This is a genomic window from Pseudoxanthomonas sp. CF125 (assembly GCF_900104085.1).
In the GTDB taxonomy this organism is placed as follows: domain Bacteria; phylum Pseudomonadota; class Gammaproteobacteria; order Xanthomonadales; family Xanthomonadaceae; genus Pseudoxanthomonas_A.
Map to the genome: position 1 here is coordinate 177,099 of NZ_FNLD01000001.1, position 21,781 is coordinate 198,879.

13 protein-coding genes, 1 tRNA gene and 1 pseudogene are annotated in these 21,781 nt (G+C 65.2%); 4 read left to right on the forward strand and 11 right to left on the reverse strand.

The window, feature by feature from the left end; genetic code table 11:
* Nucleotides 1–771: 771 nt before the first annotated feature.
* Both BLR66_RS19475 and BLR66_RS00915 read left to right on the forward strand, forming a co-directional pair.
* Nucleotides 772–4,095, forward strand: a complete 3,324-nt coding sequence (locus BLR66_RS19475; protein ID WP_093279762.1) for a S8 family serine peptidase — start codon at nucleotides 772–774, stop codon at nucleotides 4,093–4,095.
* A gap of 95 nt (nucleotides 4,096–4,190) precedes the next feature.
* Nucleotides 4,191–5,486, forward strand: a complete 1,296-nt coding sequence (locus BLR66_RS00915) for a YadA-like family protein (protein ID WP_255402259.1) — start codon at nucleotides 4,191–4,193, stop codon at nucleotides 5,484–5,486.
* 103 nt (nucleotides 5,487–5,589) lie between these two features.
* Here the strand turns inward: BLR66_RS00915 and BLR66_RS00920 are convergent, their stop codons facing one another.
* On the reverse strand, nucleotides 5,590–6,486 hold the full coding sequence (locus tag BLR66_RS00920) for a GGDEF domain-containing protein (RefSeq protein ID WP_093279763.1): 897 nt from the start codon (nucleotides 6,484–6,486) through the stop codon (nucleotides 5,590–5,592).
* Between the two features lie 112 nt (nucleotides 6,487–6,598).
* Here BLR66_RS00920 and BLR66_RS00925 point away from each other — a divergent pair, with 112 nt between their 5' ends.
* A complete protein-coding gene (locus BLR66_RS00925; protein ID WP_176943713.1) occupies nucleotides 6,599–9,349 on the forward strand; it encodes a serine/threonine-protein kinase in 2,751 nt (916 codons plus the stop codon).
* A gap of 10 nt (nucleotides 9,350–9,359) precedes the next feature.
* Here BLR66_RS00925 and BLR66_RS00930 read toward each other — a convergent pair whose 3' ends face one another.
* The 10 genes and pseudogenes from BLR66_RS00930 to BLR66_RS00975 form a co-directional block, all read right to left on the reverse strand.
* On the reverse strand, nucleotides 9,360–9,623 hold the full coding sequence (locus tag BLR66_RS00930; protein WP_093279765.1) for a hypothetical protein: 264 nt from the start codon (nucleotides 9,621–9,623) through the stop codon (nucleotides 9,360–9,362).
* Nucleotides 9,624–9,697: 74 nt separating this feature from the next.
* Nucleotides 9,698–10,603, reverse strand: a complete 906-nt coding sequence (locus BLR66_RS00935; RefSeq protein WP_093279766.1) for a DMT family transporter — start codon at nucleotides 10,601–10,603, stop codon at nucleotides 9,698–9,700.
* Between the two features lie 207 nt (nucleotides 10,604–10,810).
* Nucleotides 10,811–10,945: pseudogene (locus tag BLR66_RS00940) on the reverse strand (UDP-N-acetylenolpyruvoylglucosamine reductase); the annotation flags it as partial.
* A 204-nt stretch (nucleotides 10,946–11,149) separates the two neighbouring features.
* Nucleotides 11,150–12,190, reverse strand: coding sequence for a UDP-N-acetylmuramate dehydrogenase (gene murB / locus BLR66_RS00945; RefSeq protein WP_093279768.1), 1,041 nt, complete (start codon nucleotides 12,188–12,190; stop codon nucleotides 11,150–11,152).
* A complete protein-coding gene (locus tag BLR66_RS00950) occupies nucleotides 12,187–13,242 on the reverse strand; it encodes a quinone-dependent dihydroorotate dehydrogenase (RefSeq protein WP_093279769.1) in 1,056 nt (351 codons plus the stop codon). Before BLR66_RS00950 ends, murB begins: the two co-directional genes overlap by 4 nt.
* A gap of 3 nt (nucleotides 13,243–13,245) precedes the next feature.
* Nucleotides 13,246–13,521, reverse strand: coding sequence for a DUF4190 domain-containing protein (locus BLR66_RS00955; protein WP_093279770.1), 276 nt, complete (start codon nucleotides 13,519–13,521; stop codon nucleotides 13,246–13,248).
* Between the two features lie 19 nt (nucleotides 13,522–13,540).
* Nucleotides 13,541–15,073, reverse strand: a complete 1,533-nt coding sequence (locus tag BLR66_RS00960) for an L-piperidine-6-carboxylate dehydrogenase (RefSeq protein WP_093279771.1) — start codon at nucleotides 15,071–15,073, stop codon at nucleotides 13,541–13,543.
* 213 nt (nucleotides 15,074–15,286) lie between these two features.
* Nucleotides 15,287–17,563 (reverse strand): DUF559 domain-containing protein, encoded by a 2,277-nt coding sequence (locus BLR66_RS00965; RefSeq protein ID WP_255402260.1) that lies wholly within the window; start codon nucleotides 17,561–17,563, stop codon nucleotides 15,287–15,289.
* A gap of 7 nt (nucleotides 17,564–17,570) precedes the next feature.
* Entirely contained in the window at nucleotides 17,571–20,360 is a 2,790-nt protein-coding gene (cphA, locus tag BLR66_RS00970) for a cyanophycin synthetase (protein ID WP_093279772.1), read from the reverse strand.
* Nucleotides 20,361–20,439: 79 nt separating this feature from the next.
* Complete coding sequence (locus BLR66_RS00975) at nucleotides 20,440–21,282, reverse strand: cyanophycinase (RefSeq protein ID WP_093279773.1); 843 nt, start codon at nucleotides 21,280–21,282, stop codon at nucleotides 20,440–20,442.
* Nucleotides 21,283–21,532: 250 nt separating this feature from the next.
* On the opposite strand from BLR66_RS00975, the gene BLR66_RS00980 reads away from it, so the two are divergent.
* Nucleotides 21,533–21,609 (forward strand) — tRNA-Arg (locus tag BLR66_RS00980).
* The last annotated feature ends 172 nt before the right edge of the window (nucleotides 21,610–21,781 follow it).

The following is a 21,781-nucleotide window of genomic DNA, read 5'->3' on the forward strand; positions in this document are numbered from 1 at the left end:
TTCAGACCATTCAGGATTCCCCGGAGCGCCATGACTGCTTCCACGATGACCGCTCCCGCGCCTTGTAATCACTGAATTTCGGATCCTGCGCGCACTGCGTTGCGTAGGCGTTGATGCGTTGGTCCGGGTGGCTGCGATAGCGATCCATCAGATCGCGATCTGCTCGGAGCGCTCCACCGCCCAATCGGGACGCATTCTGCGGGAACCTCGCGCACGGGTTTCGAATTTCTGACTTTGTCGCCAGGCTCACGCTTGCGACGACTGCTCGAGCGCAGCGATGCGCGGATCGCAGGCGGGCGACGGATCGCCCATCACCTCCCGGCTGCTCGCGGACGCCGTCGACGATGAAACGCCGATCACCCAGCCTGCATTGGCAAACACGATGACCGCGGCGGCGATGAAGGCGGGGACGGTTTTCGTCGGTCGGATTCCATCGGCCGGATGTATCGCAGGAGCATCAGGTGCTCTCCGGCGATACGTTTCCCATCAGCCAAGCAACTGGTCCGCCAGCCAGTAAGCGGATTGAAAGGCTTGGCGCACGAAGGGCGCCGTCCCGTTGGCCGCCGAAGAAAGATGCCACGAATTCCGTCCCTATCCACAGCAAATCTGTGCTGGACGTCAAAAGATGAGGTATTGTTGTTGACAAGCGCTGGGGAGTGCTGCCGGGAATCAAGCTCTTACTTAACGTGTAGTCAAGCACCAGCGCAGGCATGCGTCGGCCGATGGGTCGATGCGTAACGCATCCGATCGAAATCCTAGGAGGGGGCTGCAATGTCGAAGTCGTGGTTGATCAGGAAGAAGTGGGCCGCACTGGCGCTGGCGGGGACGGCGGCAATCGCCGCGGCTGCCGTAGGGGTCGTTGGTGTGCGCAGCATCATGAGTTCTGGGATGGCCGCAAGCACGGGGGCGGCGAATACCGCCAGTTCGGGCGTTACAGCCGCAAAGGCCGGAAATGCCGGTCTTGAGCAACGTGCCAACAAGTACATCATCGTTTATCGGGAAGAACCTCTCGCGAGCTACAAGGGGAACCTGAAAGGTTTTCCCGCGCCGGAACGTCTGAAGTCGGGTGCCGGCCGCTTGGCCGTGCGCGGCGCGCGTGCGCGCGACTACGTGCGTTATCTGGAGGGCGCGCAGGTGTCGCACGAAACGAAGATCCGCACGATCATCGGCCGACCGCTGAGAGTCGAACGCCGCATGCAGCACGCGCTCAATGCCGCCATAACGGAAATGAGCGAAAGCGAGGCGCAACGCGTGCGCAAGCTGCCCGAAGTCGCGTTCGTGGAGGAGTACCGCGAATACCACCAGGACACCGATACCGGGCCCGCATTGATCGGCGCACCGGCGCTGTGGAACGCCGCACCCAGCCCGTTCCGTGGAGAGGGCGTAGTCGTCGGCATCCTCGATTCCGGCATCAACTTCGGCAGCCCGTCGTTCTCGGCGCAGGACGAAAGCGGGTACAACCATGTCAATCCGCTCGGCGCAGGCGTGTATCTGGGTACCTGCGCAGGCGGAGGCGTCGATGCCGGCCGCTGCAACGACAAGCTCATCGGCGGTTATGATTTCGTCTGCGCCGCGCCGGGCAATGCCTGCGGCGTGGCCGGCATCCGCGAGGAGCCGGGCTTCGGGGACACCAACGGCCACGGCAGCCATACGGCTTCCACCGCCGCGGGCAATGCGCGCACGGCCCTGTTCAAAGGCAACAGCGTGCGCATCTCCGGTGTCGCGCCGCGCGCCAACATCATCGCCTACGACATCTGCTATACCAATACGACCACCAACCAGGGCCTCTGCCCCAATACCTCGTCCGCGGCCGCCGTCAATCAGGCCATCGCCGACGGCGTGGTGGATGTCATCAACTTCTCCATTGGCGGCGGCACCTCGCCCTGGAGCGAAGCGGTTTCGCAGGCGTTTTTGAACGCTACCGACGCCGGCATCTACGTCGCCACCTCTGCGGGAAATTCTGGCCCGGCCGCCAACACCATTGGCCATCTTGAGCCGTGGACCGGCTCCACCGCTGCCGCGCAGCATGGCCGTGGCGATTTCGCCTTCCTCCTGCAGATCACCGGCCCAGGTGCGGTACCGACTCCGCTGCGTACGGTCGTGCTGAGCGAAGGCAGCGGCGGCACGGCGTTCGGTGCTTCCTTGCCTTTCGCCACGCCCGTTCGCATCAGTGCAGGCATCAACGGCGTCGATGATGGCTGCGCCGCGTACGCCGCTGGCACGTTCGCGGGCGCGATCGCGGTGATCCGCCGCGGTACCTGTTCGTTCGCAATCAAGGGCAATAATGCGGCGGCGGCCGGCGCGATCGCGGTCGTCATCGCCAACAACACGGCCGGCGCGCTGACGCCTTCGATGCCTGGGGTGACCATTCCCGGCTTCGCGATGGCCCAGACCGATGCCAATGCCGTACGCGATTTCGCGCTGGCCAACGGCAATGCCGCCACGGGCGGCATCGGTTATCCGCCGGCTGCCCTTCCCAACACCGCCGATGTGCTGGGCGATTTCAGCTCGCGCGGTCCTGCGGGCGCTCTGGATCTGGTCAAGCCGGACATCACCGCGCCTGGTGTGCGGGTACTGGCTGTGGTTTCCGGCACTACGATCAGCGGCTCCGAGAACGCGTTGGATCTCCTCAACGGCACTTCGATGGCATCGCCGCACCACGCCGGCGCGGCCGGTTTGCTGCGCCAGGCCAAGCCGACCTGGACGGTGCCGGAGATCAAGTCGGCTCTGATGATGACCGCCAAGCAGGAAGTCTTCAAAGAGGACTCGGTCACGCCTGCGGACGCGTTCGCGATGGGCGCCGGACGCATCCAGGTCGATCAGGCCCTGCGTGCGGGCTTGGTGATGAACGAAACCCGCGCCAATTTCCTGGCCGCCAATCCCGCGACTGCCGGCGATGTATCCGCACTCAATCTGCCGAGCATGGGCAAGGCGAAATGTCCGGACAGCTGCACCTTCACCCGCGTCTTCCGCAATGTGTTGACCACGCGGCAGTCGTGGACGGCGAAAGTGCAGGGTCTGACCGCGCTGGTTTCGCCGTCTTTGTTCACGCTCAACCCGGGCGAGAGCAAGATCGTAAAGGTGACGATCAGCAGCGGCTCGCTGCCCAAGAACGGCTCTTGGAACTTCGGCACTCTGGCCATCACCCCGCAGGGCGGCAACACCACGCAACCGATATTGCGCTTGCCGATCGCGGTGTCGGTACCGCCGCCGGTCATCGTGCTCAATCCCGACGACATCGCCATCAGCCTGCCCTCCGGTTCCAGTGGCATGGTCAACCTGAGTGTGGGCAATAGCGGTGGATCGCGTCTGGATTACCAGGTCGACAATACGGGTGCGGGTTTGCGGACGGTGATCGATGCGCCTGTCGGTGCGGTTGCGAGCGGTTTCCGGAGTACCTTTTATACCGATCCGGCCACAGCGGGATCGCCGGCGCAGTTCTCTGGCGATGACTTCACCTTGACCGAGCCGGCCAGTATCAGCCGTCTGTTCACCGAAGGATTCGTCTCCAGCGGACAGCCGCTGGCCACGACCGCCACCGACCTGACCTGGTCGATCTACCGGGATGTCGGCGGTAATCCCGAAGGTAACCCGCAGACCTTGCCGGGCGTGGCGGTGTGGAGCTACACCGCGTTGCCCACCTCGCCTGGCGTGACCGTTCAAGGAGCCAACATCACGCTCAACCTTGCCGCCGCCGCGCAGACGGTGAGTCTGAATCCCGGCAGGTACTGGTTGGTGGTCAACGCACGCAGTTCGTTCGCCAACCGTTGGGTGTGGTTCGCCAGCAACACGGGCAACAACGTCTTCCGCACCATCACGCCCGGTACCGCAGGTACCGGTACGTGGACCGCGGCTTCGGGTTTCGCAGGCCTGTCGTTCAACACTCAAGCCGCGTTCGCCTGCGGTGCAACCTGGATCGGTACGTCGACCGCGCCGACCGGACAGGTCGCCGCCGGCGCCAGTCGCGCCATGCAGGTCCAGATCAATGCGGCTGGCCTGCCTGCCGGGCAGCGGGTGGGCTACCTCTGCGTAGCCAGCAACGATCCGGCCAAACCGAAGGTGGCAGCGCGCGTGGTGCTGACGGTTACGCCGTAGCGCGCTTCCGGTCCGGATCCCGAGCGGATCCGGACGGTACCGATCGACTTGTGTATTTCCATCACGAACAGCATGTTCCGAACTAGGGGGTTACTTTGAAGATTCTGCATAAAAGCATTCTCGCCACCGCGTTGGCGCTGGCTACGGTATCGGCATGGGCAGGTGAAACCTGTGTACTCGACGACGGCGTTGGCGGGACGACGACCGGCGGCGCGGTCGCGATAGGCGCACTGGCCATTGCCTGCGGCCAGAACGCTTCGGCGTCCGGTGATTTCGCCGCGGCGTTCGGTGTCGGCAGCATCGCCGCAGGCACGGGCAGTTCCGCTTTCGGCGCCAACAGCACGGCCTCGGGTGAGCAAAGCACGGCTATCGGCACAGGCAGCACCGCGCTCGGGGCCAACAGCAGCGCTATCGGCGACGGCAGCACGGCGAGCAGCGATTTCAGCAGCGCCATCGGCTCAAGCAGTACCGCCGGTGGCGAATTCAGCACCGCAGTCGGCGCGGGCAGCACCGCCACGGGTGCCAGTAGCACCGCCACGGGCGCGCTCGCCGACGCCAGCGCCGACAACAGCGTTGCCTTGGGGGCTGGCTCGATCGCCGATCGCGTCGATTCGGTGTCGGTGGGCAGCGCAGGCACGGAGCGCCAGATCACCAACGTCGCGGCGGGAACACAGGCGACGGATGCGGTGAACCTCGAACAGATGCAGGCCGGTGACGCAGCTACACTGAGCAGTGCAAACACATACACCGACACGGTGGCCGCGAACACGTTGAGCAGCGCGAACGCTTATACCGACACGGTGGCGGCCGATACGCTGAACAGCGCCAACGGTTATACCGATGGCCAGATCGCCAATGCCAGCACCGTCACCTTGACCCAGGCCAATGCCCATGCCGATGCGGGCGATGCGGCGACGCTGACCTCCGCCAACAGCTATACGGATGCGCAGTCGGCAGCCACCCTGGGTTCGGCCAATGCCCATGCCGATGCGGGCGATGCGGCGACCCTGGACTCCGCGAACGAATATACGGACGTACAGGCCACAGCGACGCTGGAGTCGGCCAATGCCTACACCGACGCCGCGATTGCCGCGTTCGAGTTCGATATCGGCGGCTTCCGCAGCGAAGTCGATCGCCGGTTCCAACATCAGGATCGGCGCATCGACCGTCAAGGCGCAATGAGTTCAGCGATGATGAACATGGCCATCAATGCGGCCGGAGCGCAGACTCCCCGCGGACGCATTTCGGTCGGCGCGGGTTTCCAGGGCGGCGAGCAGGCGCTGTCGGTCGGCTACGGCAAGCGCATCGGCAACCGCGGTTCGTTTTCCCTCGGCGGCGCCTTCAGCAGCGGCGAGAAGTCGGCGGGTATCGGCTTCGGACTCGATCTCTAGGGTTTTCGAGCGCACGAAATCCGCGTTCGCCCGATCCCACTGGCCCGGCATTGCCGGGCCTTTTTTTGCCTGCCACGGTTCGGGTTGTCGACGGGCGCCGCGATTACTGCTGGATGCACACCTGGTTGCGTCCCTGGCTCTTGGCGCGGTACAGCGCCGTATCGGCCGCCGCCATCATGCGGCTGCAGGTATCGCGTTCGGGGGTCATGGCGGCGATGCCGATGCTTACGGTGATGCTCTGCGGCTCGTTGCCCGGGCGGAATTCCACTGCAGCAATCGCTTCGCGCAGGCGTTCGGCGAAACCGTAGGCCGCCTCCATGCCGCATTCGGGCAACAGCACCGCGAATTCCTCGCCGCCGATGCGCGCGGCGAAATCGTCGCTGCGCACGTGCCGGCGCAGGATGCCGGCGATCTGGCGCAGCACGTTGTCGCCGGAGATGTGCCCATAGCGGTCGTTGACCGGCTTGAACAGATCAACGTCGATGATGCACATCGCCAGTTCGCGGTGGTGGCGCATGGCGCGGGCGATTTCCTTGTCCACCATGTCGATGAAATGGCGCCGGTTGTGCAGATCGGTCAGCGCGTCCTGGGTGGCGAGCTGGTAGATCTCCTCGTGGTAGCGCGCCTCCACGCTGGAGTGGCTGATGAACTTGAGGATGCTTTCGCCCAGGGTGATGTGGTCGCCGTCGTTCAGTACGGCCTCGTCGACGACCTTGTCGTTGACGCGGGTGGGGTTGGTGGCCTGCAGGTCGCGGATGCGGTACTCGTCGCCGTCGCGCCAGATATGGCAATGCTGGCGCGATACGCTCTTGTGCGGGATGTGCAGGTCCGCTTCCTGGGAGCGCCCGACCACCACCGCCCGTTCGTCCACATCCGCGCGCCTGCCCAGGCCTTCGCCATGGATCACCACCACGCAGGCTGAGCGCGGCGAGGCGCTGTGCGGGCCGGCGCTGAGGAGGGTGCGCTGGGTGGTGGCGGGATTGTCGTCTTTGGAAGCCATGCGCCGGTCGATGGGATGGGCAGGCGGAGTGTAGCCGATGCCCGCCGTCGGCCCTCTGTCTGCTGGTGGCGCGAGCTATCCGCTACCATGGAGCCGCTATCGATTTGGGGAGATGGCATTGCATCCGCGCGACACGCCTGAAGACAAGCCTGAAGACAAGCCCGAAGATCCGGATCCGACCGAAATCCTGCCCGCACGTTCGCCCATGGGGCTCGCTGGGGAGGAGGGAACGCTCGCGCCCGGCGTCCTGGTGGGCCATTACCGCATAGACGCGCTGCTGGGCCGCGGCGGCATGGGCGAGGTCTACCGCGCCGAGCAGCTGCAGCCGGTACGCCGCACCGTGGCATTGAAACTCCTGCGCCGGCAGCGCCTGGATGCGCGCAATCTGGCCTACTTCGAAGTGGAGCGGCAGATGCTGGCGCAGATGCGCCATCCCGGCATCGCCCAGGTCTACGATGCGGGCGCCACGGCGGAAGGGTTTCCGTACTTCGCCATGGAGTTCATCGACGGTACGCCGGTCACGCGCTACGCCGAAGAACACTCTCTGCCGCTGCGCCAGCGCATCGAACTGTTCGTACGCATCTGCCAGGGCGTGCAGCACGCGCACCAGAAGGGCGTCATCCATCGCGACTTGAAGCCCGGCAATCTGCTGGTGGATGAAGTCGACGGAAAGCCGGTGCCGAAAATCATCGATTTCGGCATCGCCACTGCCGCATCGCGCGCGCTTGGCGGCGACATCGAGCGCGCGGGCACGCCCGACTACATGAGCCCGGAACAGGCCGGCCCCGATCCTGCGTCCGTCGATACGCGCAGCGATGTGTATTCGCTGGGTGTGGTGCTGTACGAGCTGCTGGCCGGCGTGCGTCCTTTTGCCAGGCATGAAACCCTGGCCGCGACCGCCACCACTTTGCGCCGTCCCTCGGAACAGTTGATGACGCTGCCGCAGGGACAGGCCGAGCAGGTGGCACGGGCCCAGGGGCTGAGCCTGCCCGGCATGCGCCGTGCGCTGCGCGGCGAGCTGGACTGGATCGTGCTGAAGGCCATGCGCCACGACCGCAGCGAGCGCTACGCATCGGCCGCGGAGCTGGGCGAAGACCTGCAGCGCTTCCTCGACGGCCGCCCCGTGCAAGCGGTGCCCCCGAGCCGACGTTACGTGTGGGGCAAGTTCGCGCGCCGCCACCGCGGCGCGTTGGTGGCGGCCGGTCTGGTGGCGTGCGCGCTGCTGGGTGGTTTGGGCTTGTCGCTGTACGGATTGATGCAGGCGCGCGAGCAGCGCGCGGTGGCCGAGCAGCGCAGTATCGAACTGGGCAAGGTCGCCGCCTTCCAGCAGTCGATGCTGGAAGGCGTGGATATCGAGGCCATGGGCCTGGGCATGGCCGCGGGCTTGCGCGAGCAGGTCGCGCAAGCCGATCCGGCCGACACCGCCGCCCTGGAACAGGCGCTTGGCCATGCCAGTACCGCCGATGTCGCGCGCGGCCTGATCGAAAACAACATCCTGGTCGGCGCAGAGCAGGCCATCGCCCGCGATTTTGCCGGCCAGCCCGCGCTGGCGGCCGATCTGCGCGAATCGGTCGCCAGGGTACGCAGTGCATTGGGCCTCTACCCGCAGGCCGCTCAAGGCTTCGCCCAGGTTGCCGATTACCACGCACGCGCCTCCGGCCCCACTGCCGCGCCCGCGTTGGAGGCCAGGCGCGAACAGGCCAATGCTTTGCTCAATGCGGGCAAGCCCAAGGATGCCGTCGCCGTGGCCGACAAAGCGATGGCCGACATGTCCACGCTTCCGCCCAACTACCGCCTGCGCCTGGCCACCGAATTGGTGCGGAGCGAGGCCATCGCCGCGCTGGGAGATCGCCCGGCGGCGCTGAAAATGCAACAGGACATCCGGGCGCGGGCCTTATCGGCACTCAGCGAGCGCGACGAGTTCAGCATGAAGGCGACGGCGAGCCTGGCGATCACGCTGGCGCGCTCGGGCGAGATGAAGGGCGGGCGCGAACTGATGGAAAAACTGGTGCCGCTGAGCACTTCGGTTCTGGGCGCAGACAACAAGGACACCTTGTTCTACATCGGCAGCCTGGCCAGCATGCGCGCCATGACCGGCGACATGGAAGGCGCGGTCGCCTTGCAGCGCTCCCTGGTGAGGGAGCAGATCCGCCGGCTGGGCAACGAGCATCCCGCCACGCTCAGCGCGCGCGGCAACCTGGTCAATATGCTGATGGATTCCGGACATGCCGAAGAAGCGTTGCCGGAAGGGCTTGCGGTAGTGGAAGCGCGCAAGCGGCTGCTGGGCGCCGACAATCCGCTGACTCTGCGCTCCATGCTCAATCTGTCGTCGCTGTACGCGCGTCTGCACGACTTCAAAGCCGCGCTCGAGTTGCAGCAGAAGGTCATCGATGCACGCGTCCGCGTGCTGGGCCCCCGGCATCCGGATACCGTCTCCATCATGGTCAACCATGCGGGCACGCTGGAGCAAACCGGGCAGTACGCCGCTTCGCTGAAGGAACTCCAGCGCGTACTGCCGCTGGCGCGCGAAGTGCTGGAGAAAGGTCACCCGCAATTGCAGATGGCGTTGATGGTGCTTGCCCAGGCATCGGAGGGCTTGGGCGACACTTCGGGCGAGATCGGCGCCTATCGCGAGTTGCTCGGGATCAGGCGCGCGCAGCTGGGGGAGGAAGACGCCAAGACCATCGACGCGGCATGGCGGCTGAGCCAGGCCCTGGACGCCGCGGGGAAACGCGAAGAGGCCGCGAGCCTGCATTCCGAATACGTCGCGCCGCTGCTCGCCGCCGATGCCAAGACGCTTGCACCCGACCTGGCAAAGTTGGCGGATGGCATACGCAAAGCCGGGAAAGAAGAAGCTTCCTGAAAACCCCGCGTCAGCGCACCACCACCGTGGTCGCCTTGTTGGCGATCAGGTAGGGTTTCAGATCTTCGATCTGGCTGACCTTGCCGATCGCGCGCTGCGCGAATTTCTGGCCGGTGATGCGGACATGGCAATTCAGGAAAGGCCGCTCCTTGTCCTTGCCCTTCGAGCAGTACACCACGCGCCCATCGCGGTCCCAGCCCAGTACCAGGCGTTCCTGGTTGTGGCTGGTGCGGTAGATCCAGCCTTTCTGGATATCGGATTCGGACATCGCCATGGGATTGATCTCGTTGATTAAAGTTGTTTGATCGAGGCCGCGACAGCGGCCAATCATCTGCGGGAAAGTAAAGCTTACTCGCCCGGTTTGGCCGCCGAGGTCGGCGCTTCCGATTCGGCGCGCCGGGCCAGCACCGCTTCGCGGTGCGCGATGTAGGCATTGGCGCCGAAGATGATGGCGGCGCCCAACAGGGTCCAGTGATCCAGCGGCTCATCGAACAGCCACCAGCCGAACAGCACCACCAACGGCAGCTGCATGAAGGTGATCGGGGTCAGCGCCGAGACTTCGCCCAGCTTCAGCGCCCGCGTCCACAGCATGTGCCCGCCGGTGCCCATCACGCCTGCCGCTATCACCCATAGCCAGACGATGCCCTGCGGCCACTGCCACACGCCCAGCGCCGGCAGCAGCGACATCGGCACCCACAGCAGCGTGGTGTAGATGACGATGCGGTCGGCCGGCTCGGTTGCCGACAGTTGCTTGATCTGGATCGCCACGATGCTGCTGAGCACGGCCGCCAGCACCGCGATGATCGAGTTGCTGCTGAACCCGGTCATGCCCGGGCGCACGATGATCAGCACGCCGATGAAGCCCAGGATCACCGCGGTCCAGCGCCGCGCACGCACCTGTTCGCCCAGCATCGCGGCGGCGGCGATGGTCACGAACAATGGCGTGGAATAGGACAGCGACACCGCCTGCGCCAGCGGCAGGTGCCCGATGGCCCAGAACCCCGCCAGCATCGAACAGATGCCGATCAGGCAGCGGAACAGGTACTTCGGGAACTGGGTGGTGCGCAGAAAGCCGGGTCCATGCCTGAGCAGCAGAGGCAGGGCGACGATCAGGCCGAAGAAGTTGCGGAAAAACGCGATCTCGAAGGTATGCAGGCTGGCCGAGGCCAGCCGTATCGCCACCACCATCAACCCGAAGAACAGCGTGCTGCCCAGCATGAGCAGGGCGGCGCGGACGGGAATGGGGAGGGGCATAGTGAAGAGCGGTTCGCGGTTCGTGACGCTAGTTTGCGGCTGCGGGTGCTGGTATGCAATTGCGGCCTGCATCACTGATGCGAGATCGCGTCGCTTCGCCCCCTTTTTGAAAAGGGGGCTACGGGGGATTTGCTCTTGATCTTGCTTCTAAAGCAAGAGCAAATCCCCCTCGATCCCCCTTTTTCAAAGGGGGAGGGAGAAGCGGTGCTACCAGACAGTTCCGACGATCTTGGGTTCCGGTTCGATAGCGACACCGAGACGCGCATGCACGGATTTGGCGATGCGACGCCGCGCCTGCGAAAGCAGCTGCTGCCCAGTCGCCGAACCATGATTCACCAGCACCTCGTGACGCTAGTTTGCAGCTGGAGCTGCGGCTGCTGGTATGCGATTGCCGATTCCGGCCCACATCAATGATGCAAGGTGGCTTTAGCTTTGCCCCTTTGGAAAAGGGGGCTACGGGGGATTTGCTCTTGATCTTGATCCTGGACTGCGCCAAGAGCAAATCCCCCTCGGTCCCCCTTTTTCAAAGGGGGAGGAGAAGCGGTGCTACCAGATAGCTCCGATGATCTTGGGCTCCGGTTCGATAGCGACGCCGAAGCGCGCATGCACCGATTCGGCGATGCGTCGCGCCAGCGAAAGCAGCTGCCGCCCGGTTGCCGAACCATGATTCACCAGCACCAGCGCATGCGAAGCGGCCACGCCGGCATCGCCGTCGCGGTACCCCTTCCAACCGCAATTTTCGATCATCCATGCGGCGGAAATCTTGCGGTTGTCGGCCGCATCGCCACGGAATACGGGTAGCCCGGCGTGTTGCCGTTGCAGCTCTTCGGCCAACGCGACCGGAACGATGGGATTCTTGAAGAAGCTGCCGGCGTTGCCGATGACGGCCGGGTCGGGCAGCTTGCGGCTGCGGATGCGGATCACCGCCTCGGCCACGTCGCGGAAAGTGGGCGAGTCCACTTCCATCGCCTGCAATTCCTCCGGAATGCCGGCGTAGTCCAGTTTCAATGCGCGCTGGCGCGGCAATGCGAACTCCACGGCGGTGACGATATAGCGATCGGGCACGCGCTTGAACAGGCTGTCGCGATAGGCGAACGCGCAGCTGGCGCGGTCCAGGCGCGTCACTGCGCCCGCGCTGCGGTCCCAGGTTTCCACGGCATGCACGAACTCGCCGACTTCCGTGCCGTAGGCGCCGATGTTCTGGATGGGCGCAGCGCCTGTCGTACCTGGGATCAGGGCCAGGTTCTCCAGGCCCATCAAGCCCTGCTGCAGCGTCCACAGCACCAGCGCATGCCACTGCACGCCGGCGTCGACGCGGACGATGGCCATCGAGCCATCGTCTTGGAGTATGTCGATGCGGTGGGTGTCCAGCGCGAGCACTGTGACTTCCGGATCGCCGGCGAACAGCAGATTGCTGCCGCCACCCAGCACCAGCGGTGCGGTTCCCCGAAACTCGGGCAGCGCCAGCACTTCGCCCAGCGCGCTGCTGTCGCTTACTTCCACCAGCCAGGGCGCGCGGGCCGCGACACCGAAGGTATTGCGCGAGCGCAGGTCCGCATCGGCGGTCAATCGCCACCGTGGATTCATGCCGGAGCGACCGGACCGCCGCTGCGGTGTTCGCGGCGGCGGCGGATGGCTTCCACGCATTCGTGCACCAGCTCAGGCCCGCGGTAGACCAGGCCGGTGTAGCACTGGACCAGGGTCGCGCCGGCCGACATCTTGGCCACCGCATCGGCGCCGGACAGAATGCCACCCACGCCGATCACCGGAATGCTGTCGGGCAGGCGGGTGCGCAGTTTGCGCAGCACCATGGTGGACTGGTTCATCAGCGGTGCGCCGGAAAGGCCGCCGGTTTCGTGGGCCAGTGGATGGTCCTGCACGCTGATGCGCGAGACGGTGGTGTTGGTGGCGATGACGCCATCGACGGAAAGATCGCGCAGCACGCGCGCCACCGCGTCGATGTCTTCATCCGACAGGTCGGGCGCGATCTTCACCAGCATCGGCACGCGCTTGCCGTGCTGCGCCCCCAGTTCCTCCTGCGATTCGCGCAGGGCGCCGATCAGCTGGCGCAGGGCCTGTTCTTCCTGCAGTTCGCGCAGGCCGGCGGTGTTGGGCGAGGAGATGTTGACGGTGATGTAGTCGGCGAGCGGATACACGCGTTCCAGGCAATACAGATAATCGGAAGCGGCGCGGTCGTTGGAAGTGTCCTTGTTGCGGCCGATGTTGATGCCCAGCAGTCCGGTCTTGCGGCGCGCGCGCTCCACATTGGCCACCAGCGCGTCCACGCCCTCGTTGTTGAAGCCCAGGCGGTTGATCACCGCCTTGTGCTGCGGCAGGCGGAACATGCGCGGCTTGGGATTGCCCGGTTGCGCGCGCGGAGTGATCGTGCCGATCTCGATGAAACCGAAACCCAGCGCCAGCAGCGCGTCGATGTGCGCACCGTTCTTGTCCAGTCCCGCCGCCAGCCCGACCGGGTTGGGGAAGGTCAGACCGAAGGCCTTGGTGGGCAATGGTTCGATCTTTCTGGCCAGCAACGGACTGGTGCCCGTGCGGTAGGCCAGTTCCATGGCCTTGAGTCCCAACCCATGGGCGTGCTCGGCATCAAGACCGAATAGGAAGGGACGGGCGAAGTTGTACATTCGTCAGCGCGTGCTCAGCCAGGCCAGGCCGCCGAAAAACAGCACGAAGGCGAAAATGGCCAGGACCGTGCCGATCACGACCACCCAGCCCAGCACCAGTCCGATGATGGCCATGGAATCGCCGTCCAGCGCCGGGTCCTGGCGGATTTCCTTGCGCGCCATATGCCCAGTGACGATGGCGACCAGGCTTCCGAGAAACGGCAGCAGGGTCCAGCCCAGAATGCCGGATACCAGGCTGACGACGGCCAGCGTGCTGGTCTGTCGAACGGGAACGTTCATCGGTCGGCTCCTGTGGTGATCAGAGGTCGAACTTGATGCCCTGCGCCAGCGGCAGCGAGTCGGAGTAGTTGATGGTGTTGGTCTGGCGGCGCATATACACCTTCCACGCATCGGAGCCCGATTCGCGGCCACCGCCGGTTTCCTTTTCGCCGCCGAACGCGCCGCCGATCTCGGCGCCGCTGGTGCCGATGTTTACGTTGGCGATGCCGCAGTCCGAACCGGCCGCCGACAGGAACTGCTCGGCCGCCTTCAGGTTCTGGGTGAAGATCGAAGACGACAGGCCCTGCGGCACGGCGTTCTGCATGTCGATGGCTTCGTCCAGGGTTTCGTACTTCATCACGTACAGGATCGGCGCGAAGGTCTCGTGCTGCACCACTTCATCGGTGTTCTTCAGGCCGGTGACGATCGCCGGCAACACGAAGTTGCCCGGGCGGTCGATGGCGGTGCCGCCGGTTTCGACGGTGCCGCCGCTGGCCTTGGCCTTCTCGATCGAAGCCAGGAACTGCTGCACGGCATGCGGGCTGTTGAGCGGGCCCATCAGGTTGGCCGGGTCCAGCGGATCGCCGATCTTGCTTTCCACCTGCTTGTAGGCCTTGATCAGCGTGGCCAGCACGTTGTCGTAGATCGATGAATGCACGATCAGCCGACGGGTAGTGGTGCAGCGCTGGCCGGCGGTGCCGACCGCGCCGAACACGATGCCGGGGATGGCCAGCTTCAGTTCGGCGGTTTCGTCCAGGATGATGGCGTTGTTGCCGCCCAGTTCCAGCAGGCTGCGGCCCATGCGATGGGCGACGCGTTCGCCGACGCGGCGGCCGACGGCGGTGGAACCGGTGAAGCTGATCAGCGGGATGCGCTTGTCATCGACGAACTTCTCGGCCAGCTCGATGCCGGCGTCGTTGATCAGGAAGAAGATGTCCGGGAAGCCGCCGGCCTTAAGCGCCTCGTTGCAGATCTTCATGCTGGCGATGGCGGTGAGCGGGGTCTTGTTGGACGGCTTCCAGATGCAGACGTCGCCGCAGATCGCGGCCAGGAAGGAATTCCAAGCCCAGACAGCGACCGGGAAATTGAATGCGCTGATGATGCCGACCAGGCCCAGCGGCTGGTACTGCTCGTACATGCGGTGGCCAGGGCGTTCCGAATGCATGGTGTAGCCGTACAGCATGCGCGACTGGCCGACTGCGAAATCGGCGATGTCGATCATTTCCTGCACTTCGCCGTCGCCTTCGGGCTTGCTCTTGCCCATCTCCAGCGCGACCAGCGAACCCAGTGCGTCCTTGTGCTTGCGCAGCGCGTCGCCGCACAGGCGCACCGCTTCGCCGCGGCGCGGGGCCGGAGTGGTGCGCCACACCTTGAAGGCGGCCTGGGCGCGCGCCACGATCCGCTCGTAGTCCGCATCGCCGGTGGCTTCCACTTCCGCGATCACTTCGCCCGTAGTCGGATTGATCGATTGCAGCACCCCGGCGCCGGTGGCGGTGGACCACTCGTCGCGGCCGAGATAGGTGCCGGAATTGGTCGGGCCAAGGCCAAGCGCCTTGAGCAGGTCAGCGGACATGTGTTGCTCCTGGGTTCGGGTTTGGCCGCAGGCGGGGGAGCGCGGCCGAGAGTCCGGAATTTTAGCAGACGGGCGCTGCCGTCCGGGTGCTTCGATGCAGCGGCGGGGCAGCCGCAGAAGCGTGTAGGAGCGACGTGAGTCGCGAAGCCCGTATCGCGTCCAGGTCCAGAGCTTCGCGACTTACGTCGCTCCTACACCGTTCCCACAACGCTCTTATGCGGGCAGTTGGGGCAGCGCTTGGCCTGCTTGCCAGCCGCTGGCGGCCAGGTGGTCGAGCAGGGCGGTGACCTGCTCGCGTGCTTCCATTTCGTGGATAGGCAGCACCAGCAGGTCGCCTTCGCGGGCCCAGGCCAGCGGGATACGCGCTGCTTCCACTTCGTCCAGACAGGTGGTGAGAGCGCTCGGCGGCACGCCATCCTGCAGCAGTTGCGCGCGCATGATGTCCGCGATCTCGCCGGAAGCGCGGCCGCGTTCGTAGCCGGCGATGTCCTTCAGCACCACCAGTTCCGGCCGTGCGCGCGCTGCGGTGGCGGCCACGGCACGCAGATCGGCGTCCTCGCGATTGCCGGCGTGCCCCAGGATCAGGGCCAGTCGCCCCGTACGCCCCTGCGCATCCACTGCGTCGAGCAGGCCCTGCAGGCCGTCGGGGTTGTGCGCGTAGTCGACGAATACGTCCAGCTTTCCCAAACGCCAATGCTGCAAGCGGCCCGGGTTGTCGCCGCGGGCTCGCCCAAAGCGGCCAGCCACTTCGGCCAGCGTAGCGGCACCGATGCCGAGGGCCGCACCCGTCAGCACCGCACCGGCAAGATTGGCGATGTTGTAGCCGGCGCGTCCGCCCAGGGTCAGCGGCATCGAAGCCACATCGCCCAGATCGTGGGTGATGCCGTCGAAATGCAGCAGCAGCCGGCCCTGCCGTACGCCGCTGGTGCTGCCGCCGCCTTCGCGGTGCGTCACTAGCCAGGGCAGGTCGAAATCCATTGCGAACCAGCCCAGCGGACAGTCCAGAGTTGCGGATTGACGCCGCAGCACGGGATCGTCGGCATTGAGCGTCAGCAGCCCTTGCTCATCGACCGCACGGGCTACGACCAGTTTGACCAGGGCCAGATCGTCTAGGTCGTGGATGCCGTACTCGCCGAAATGATCGGCGGCGATGTTGGTGACGATGGCGGCGTTGGCATGGGCTATCGCCAGTCCCCGCCGCAGCATGCCGCCGCGTGCGGTTTCCAGGATCGCGGCCTGCGCGCCACTTTGGCGCAAGGCGGTGCGCGCGCCGGTGGGGCCGGAGAAATCGCCGGCTTCCAGCGGCATGCCTTCGAAGTAGACGCCATCGGTGCAACTGTGCGCGGTGCGCCAGCCGTGCGCGCGCGCCATCGCGGCCAGCAGCCGCACGGTGGTGGTCTTGCCGTTGGAGCCGGTGACCAGAGCGGTGGGAATGGCGTGCAGCTCGGACCAGGGAACAGCATCGGGATCCGGCAGTTCGTCGATGAACCAGGTGTGGCTGCCTTCGCCTTCGCCGATGGTGGCTTCGTCGTCGTCGGCGAGGAAGGGCAGGCTATGCGCGTCGGCTGCGTGCATCAGTGCGATCAGGGCAGGGCGCGACTCGGCTTTTGCGGCCGCGCGCAAGGTATGCAATGCGGATTCTTCGTCCCAGATTGCAGCGTGCCCAGGGGAATGAGGTGGCTCTGGTGCTTCCCTTCTCCCACTGGGAGAAGGTGCCCGAAGGGCGGATGAGGGAATGGACTCTCCGTCGTCAGTGTCGCCAGCTACACGGGCATGAACTTGATCCCAAATGCTTTCCAGAACCCATTCGGTCCGATCAAGCACATCGTGGTTCCAATAGCGCAGAGTCGTGACTCCCTGGCCCGCGACATACGCATCGCGTTTGGCGTCGCGTACCAAGTTTTCCGGCTCATTGTGCTGGCTGCCATCCAGTTCGATAACCAGTTTCAACTCGTGACAATAGAAGTCGAGCACGTATGGACCCATTGCCTTCTGTCGTCTGAATTTCTGGCCATGTAGGCGACGGTCGCGCAGAAAGGACCAGATCAAATGTTCGGGTTCTGTCGAGTTCTTTCTGAGTTCGCGGATGAAATCCCGGGTTCCCGCGTCGAAAGGCAGCTTCTTTCGGGAAGTGGCGCTGGTGTCCGGAACTCCCTCCCTCATCCGGCCTTCGGCCACCTTCTCCCGGTGGGAGAAGGGAAAGGCAAGGGCGGCCCACCAGGCCCACTCGTTGACCTCGGTGGCGGTGTAGAGCTGGTCGGCTGGTGCAGTGAAAGCGAGGGAAACGCCGCTGCGGTGGCGACGCAGGACTAGCGTGTCCTCTGACCAGCCCAACGCTTCGCGCGCAACCCGCACATTACGCTTCCACGCCTCCAGTACAGAATCGTCGAACAACAGCCCACGCAACGTCTCCAGCGCCGCGCCGGTGCCGGGGAAATACAAGTTATTGCCGGTGAGCCGGCGCGAGTCCTCGAACGGTTCGGGAAGCACGGAGATCTCAGTCGCTGTCTTCGCGCTCGAACACCAGTCCGCGTTCCTCGCGGATCACGCCTTCCATGCTGGCGAAGGGCGCCTCTTCCGGCGAGGTCTCCAGCGAAGGCAGTTCCACACGCGGCGAGGCCTTGGCTACTTCGCCCTGCGGCTGGAACTTGATGATCTGCTTCCACGAACGCGTCAACGCATCGGCGAAGATCAGAATCAGGTCGCCCGGCTGGCCCATGCGCAAAGCGGCGTCGATGGCTTCCTGCTCGTCGGGGATGATCGACATCGCGTTTTCCGCGATGCCCGCCGATAGCAAGGCCTTGGCGATGATGCGCGGCACTTCGTCGCCGTCGCGACCGCGCAGCGCGTCGTCGCGGCGCACCACGTAATGGTCGAACTTGCCGGCCACCACCTCCGCAATCGCACGCAGATCCTCATCGCGGCGATCGCCCGGCCCGGTCAGCACCACGATGCGGCGTCCGGTCACGTCCAGGCGCTGGGCCAGGTCGGCCATCATGCCCACCGCATGCGCGTTGTGGCCGTAATCCATCAGCACCTTGAACGGATGCTCGCTGTAGACGTTCATGCGGCCCGGAGCCTGGAAGAACGTGGTGTCGAAGGTACGCAGACCCTGGCGGATCGCATCGAGCTTGATGCCCAGCGAGAACGCCATCGCTGCGGCCACCATCGCGTTCTGCACGTTGTGCAGGGCGCGGCCTTCCAGCGTAGCGGGAATCAGATGCGTCCACATCAGAGGAATGTGGCTGCCCTTGTCGTACAGCGTGATCATGTGGCCGTTGACGCCGGCCTCCAGCGCGCAGGCGCGGCCACCGGCACGGATGTGTTCGCGCACCAGCGTGTGCGAAGGGTTCAGGGTGACGTAGCAGATCACCTTGGCGTCGGTGTAGGCCGACATCTTCAACACGTTGGGATCGTCGGCGTTGAGTACTGCGCAATCCCTGGCCACTTCGACCACGATGCGCTTGATCTCGGCCAGCTGCTCCAGCGTGTCGATGCCCTTCAATCCCAGATGATCGGAAGCCACGTTCAACACCGCGCCCACGTCCACCTCCGGCACGCCCATGCCGCTGCGCAGCAGCCCGCCGCGCGCGGTTTCCAGTATCGCCATGTCGATCTGCGGGTCCGACAGCACCATGCGCGCCGATACCGGCCCGGTCATGTCGCCTTCCACCGTGCGCTGGCCGTCGATATAGACGCCGTCGGTGGTAGTCAGGCCCGGCGTATAGCCGGCCATCTTGGTGATGTGGGCCAGCATGCGCGCAGTGGTGGTCTTGCCGTTGGTGCCGGTGATGGCGGCGATCGGCACGCGGGTCGGCGTACCGGGTGGAAACAGCATGTCGATCACCGGGCCGGCCGCATCGCGCGGAGTGCCTTCGCTGGGCGCCACGTGCATGCGGAAACCGGGCGCGGCGTTGATTTCGCAAATGCCGCCGCCGATGGATTTGTAGCTCTCGGCGATGTTGGGGGAAATGAAATCCACGCCGCCCACGTCCAAGCCGATGGCGCGCACCGCGCGCACCGCCATGTCGCGGTTGTCGGGGTGGATGATGTCGGTGACGTCGGTGGCGGTGCCGCCGGTAGAGAGGTTGGCAGTGGAACGCAGGTAAACGACTTCTCCTTCCTTGGGTACGGAGAAGTGGTTGTAGCCCACGCGTTCCAGCATCAGGTCGGCTTGCGCGTCCAGTTCCAGGCGGGTCAGTACTTTTTCATGGCCGACGCCGCGGCGCGGATCGGAATTCACTTGGTCTACCAGCTCGGCGATGTCGCTCTTGCCGTCGCCGATCACATGGCCTGGGGTGCGCTTGGTCGCGGCGATCAGTTCCCCGTTGACCACCAGCAGGCGGTGGTCGTCGCCGCCGATGTAGGTTTCCACGATGACCGAACGCGAGTGCTCGCGCGCGGCGGCGAAGCCTTCGCGGATTTCGTCCTCGCCGGAAATATTGATGGTGATGCCGCGGCCGTGGTTGCCGTTGTAGGGCTTGGTGACCACGGTCCCGCCCAACTTGCGTGCCGCGCGCAGCGCGCCGCTGGCGTCGTTGACCAGTTCCTGGCGCGGCACCGGCAGGCCCAGCGAGCCGAGGATCTTGTTGGTTTCCTCCTTGTCGCTGGCCAGTTCCACCGAGATGTGCGGGGTCTTGCCGGTGACGGTGGCCTGGATGCGCTGCTGGTATTTGCCGTGGCCGAACTGGATCAGCGATTGCTGGTTCAGGCGCAACCAGGGGATGCCGCGCTCTTCGGCCGCGCGCACCAGCGAAGCGGTGGAAGGGCCCAGCGCACGGCGTTGCGCGTAGCGGATGAAATCGTCGCGGGCGGTATCCCAGTCCCAATCCCCGGGCACGCTGTCCTTGGGCCTCAACTCGGCGGGCAGCAGCGAGGACAGCAGCTTCAGCGCCAGTTCGCCGGCGGCGATGCCTTCCTCTTTCTGCGCGTATTCGTAGATCACGGTGTAAACACCGGGACGGTCGTCGCCGACGCTGCGGGTCTTGCCGAAGGTGACGTTTTCGCCGGCCACGTTCTGCAGTTCGATCGCCACGTGCTCCAGCACGTGGCCCAGCCAGGTGCCTTCGCCTTCGCGCATGCGGCGGATGAAGCCGCCGGGTTCGCGGTAGGAACAGCCGTGTTCGGCCAAACCGGGCAGCGCGGCGATCAGCCCGTCAACGAACGCGGCACCGAGTTTGCCGGTGGGCCAAGCCTCCAGCGCCTGCAGGTCCAGCTCCAGGCGGATGACCGGGAAATGGGCGTATTGCGAGGGACCGACGTAGACGGAGCGTTCGAGGATGCGCATGCCTTACCTCTGGATCGTAGGGTTTTGTATCGCGGAGTTTTAAATCATCGCCGGGTTTTGAATCACGGAGTTCGGAACATCAGGATTTCGGCTGGGCCAGCGAACCGGCCGAAGCTTTGCGGGTGTGCAGGTTGAAGGTAGCGCCTGCGACCAGGATATGCACGGTCAGTCCGAGCAGGCACACCGGTTTGTTCTCGCTGACCTGGGCCATCGAAGAGAAGGTGAGCCCGTCGGCGTCGACCACGGTGACCGCGCCGCTGCCTTCGACTTCCAGGGTGTTGTCCGGGCCGATGAAGGCGGCGGTGTCCTCGTCCAGGCCGATGCCGATGGCGAACGGGTTGTAGGCCAGCGCCGCGACCAGGCGGCCCAGGCGGTCGCGCTGGCGGAAATGCTGGTCGATGATGAAACGGTTGGTCAGGCCCAATCCTGGCGCAAGGCGCACGCTGTCGGCCTGGGGCGAAGCGCCCTCCTTGCCGAAGCCGATCATGTGCTCGCTGAGGATGCTGGCGCCGGCGCTGGTACCGCCGACGGTGATGCCGGCGGCGTTGCGTTCGCGGATCAGTTTGGCCGCCGGGGTGCCGCCCAGAATGGTGGACAGGCGCAACTGGTTGCCACCGGTGAAGAAGATGCCGCTGGCGCCTTCGATGCGGTCCAGCCGATTTTGTTCATGGCAATCGCGGCGGGTGTCGAAATCCAGCACGTCGACCCGGCTGGCGCCCAGGTCGCCGAAAATGCCTTCGTAACGGGTGCCGGTGTCGGCCAGCTGGCTGGCGGTGGGAATCACCACTATCTCGGCATCGCGACCGCCGCAGAGATCGAGGAATCGTTTGAGGATACGGGGGTTGTCTTCCTTGTTCTCGGCGCCGCCGATGGGAACGATCCAACCTCTTTCGCCACCATCGGCGACCTTACTGGGACACATGCAACACGACTCCTGAAGCTGAAGGGTTCCGCGCAACGCCGCCGCGACGGGAGCCGGCAGCGCCTCGCGCCGCTTGGTTTTCCCGATTTCCCCCGATGAAGCCGCCCCCGATGCCGGCGCGCTGAAGCAGCTGACCGGCCAAGGGAAGTTAGCACGGCAGCGCAGCAACAGCCCATGCTGAGACGCCGAAGCCGGCTAATGTGAGGCGGCTCGCCAACGGCGCATCGGCAGCCGTTACAATTTCGCCCAAGGCCCCGTAGCTCAGCTGGATAGAGCGGTCCCCTCCTAAGGGACAGGTCGTGCGTTCGAATCGCGCCGGGGTCACCATACTTTTCGGTTGCAAGTGCAACTTTCGGCTGCAAATGCAGCTTGTCGCACTGCAACACTTGACAGCCCCCCGGGTCATCCTGTCCCCTAGGGCCATGCTTCCCGTCGCCACCCACGCAAACGCCCACCCGATGCCGGCCTCCGCGCTGCTGCACGGACAGGGCGTGGCTGG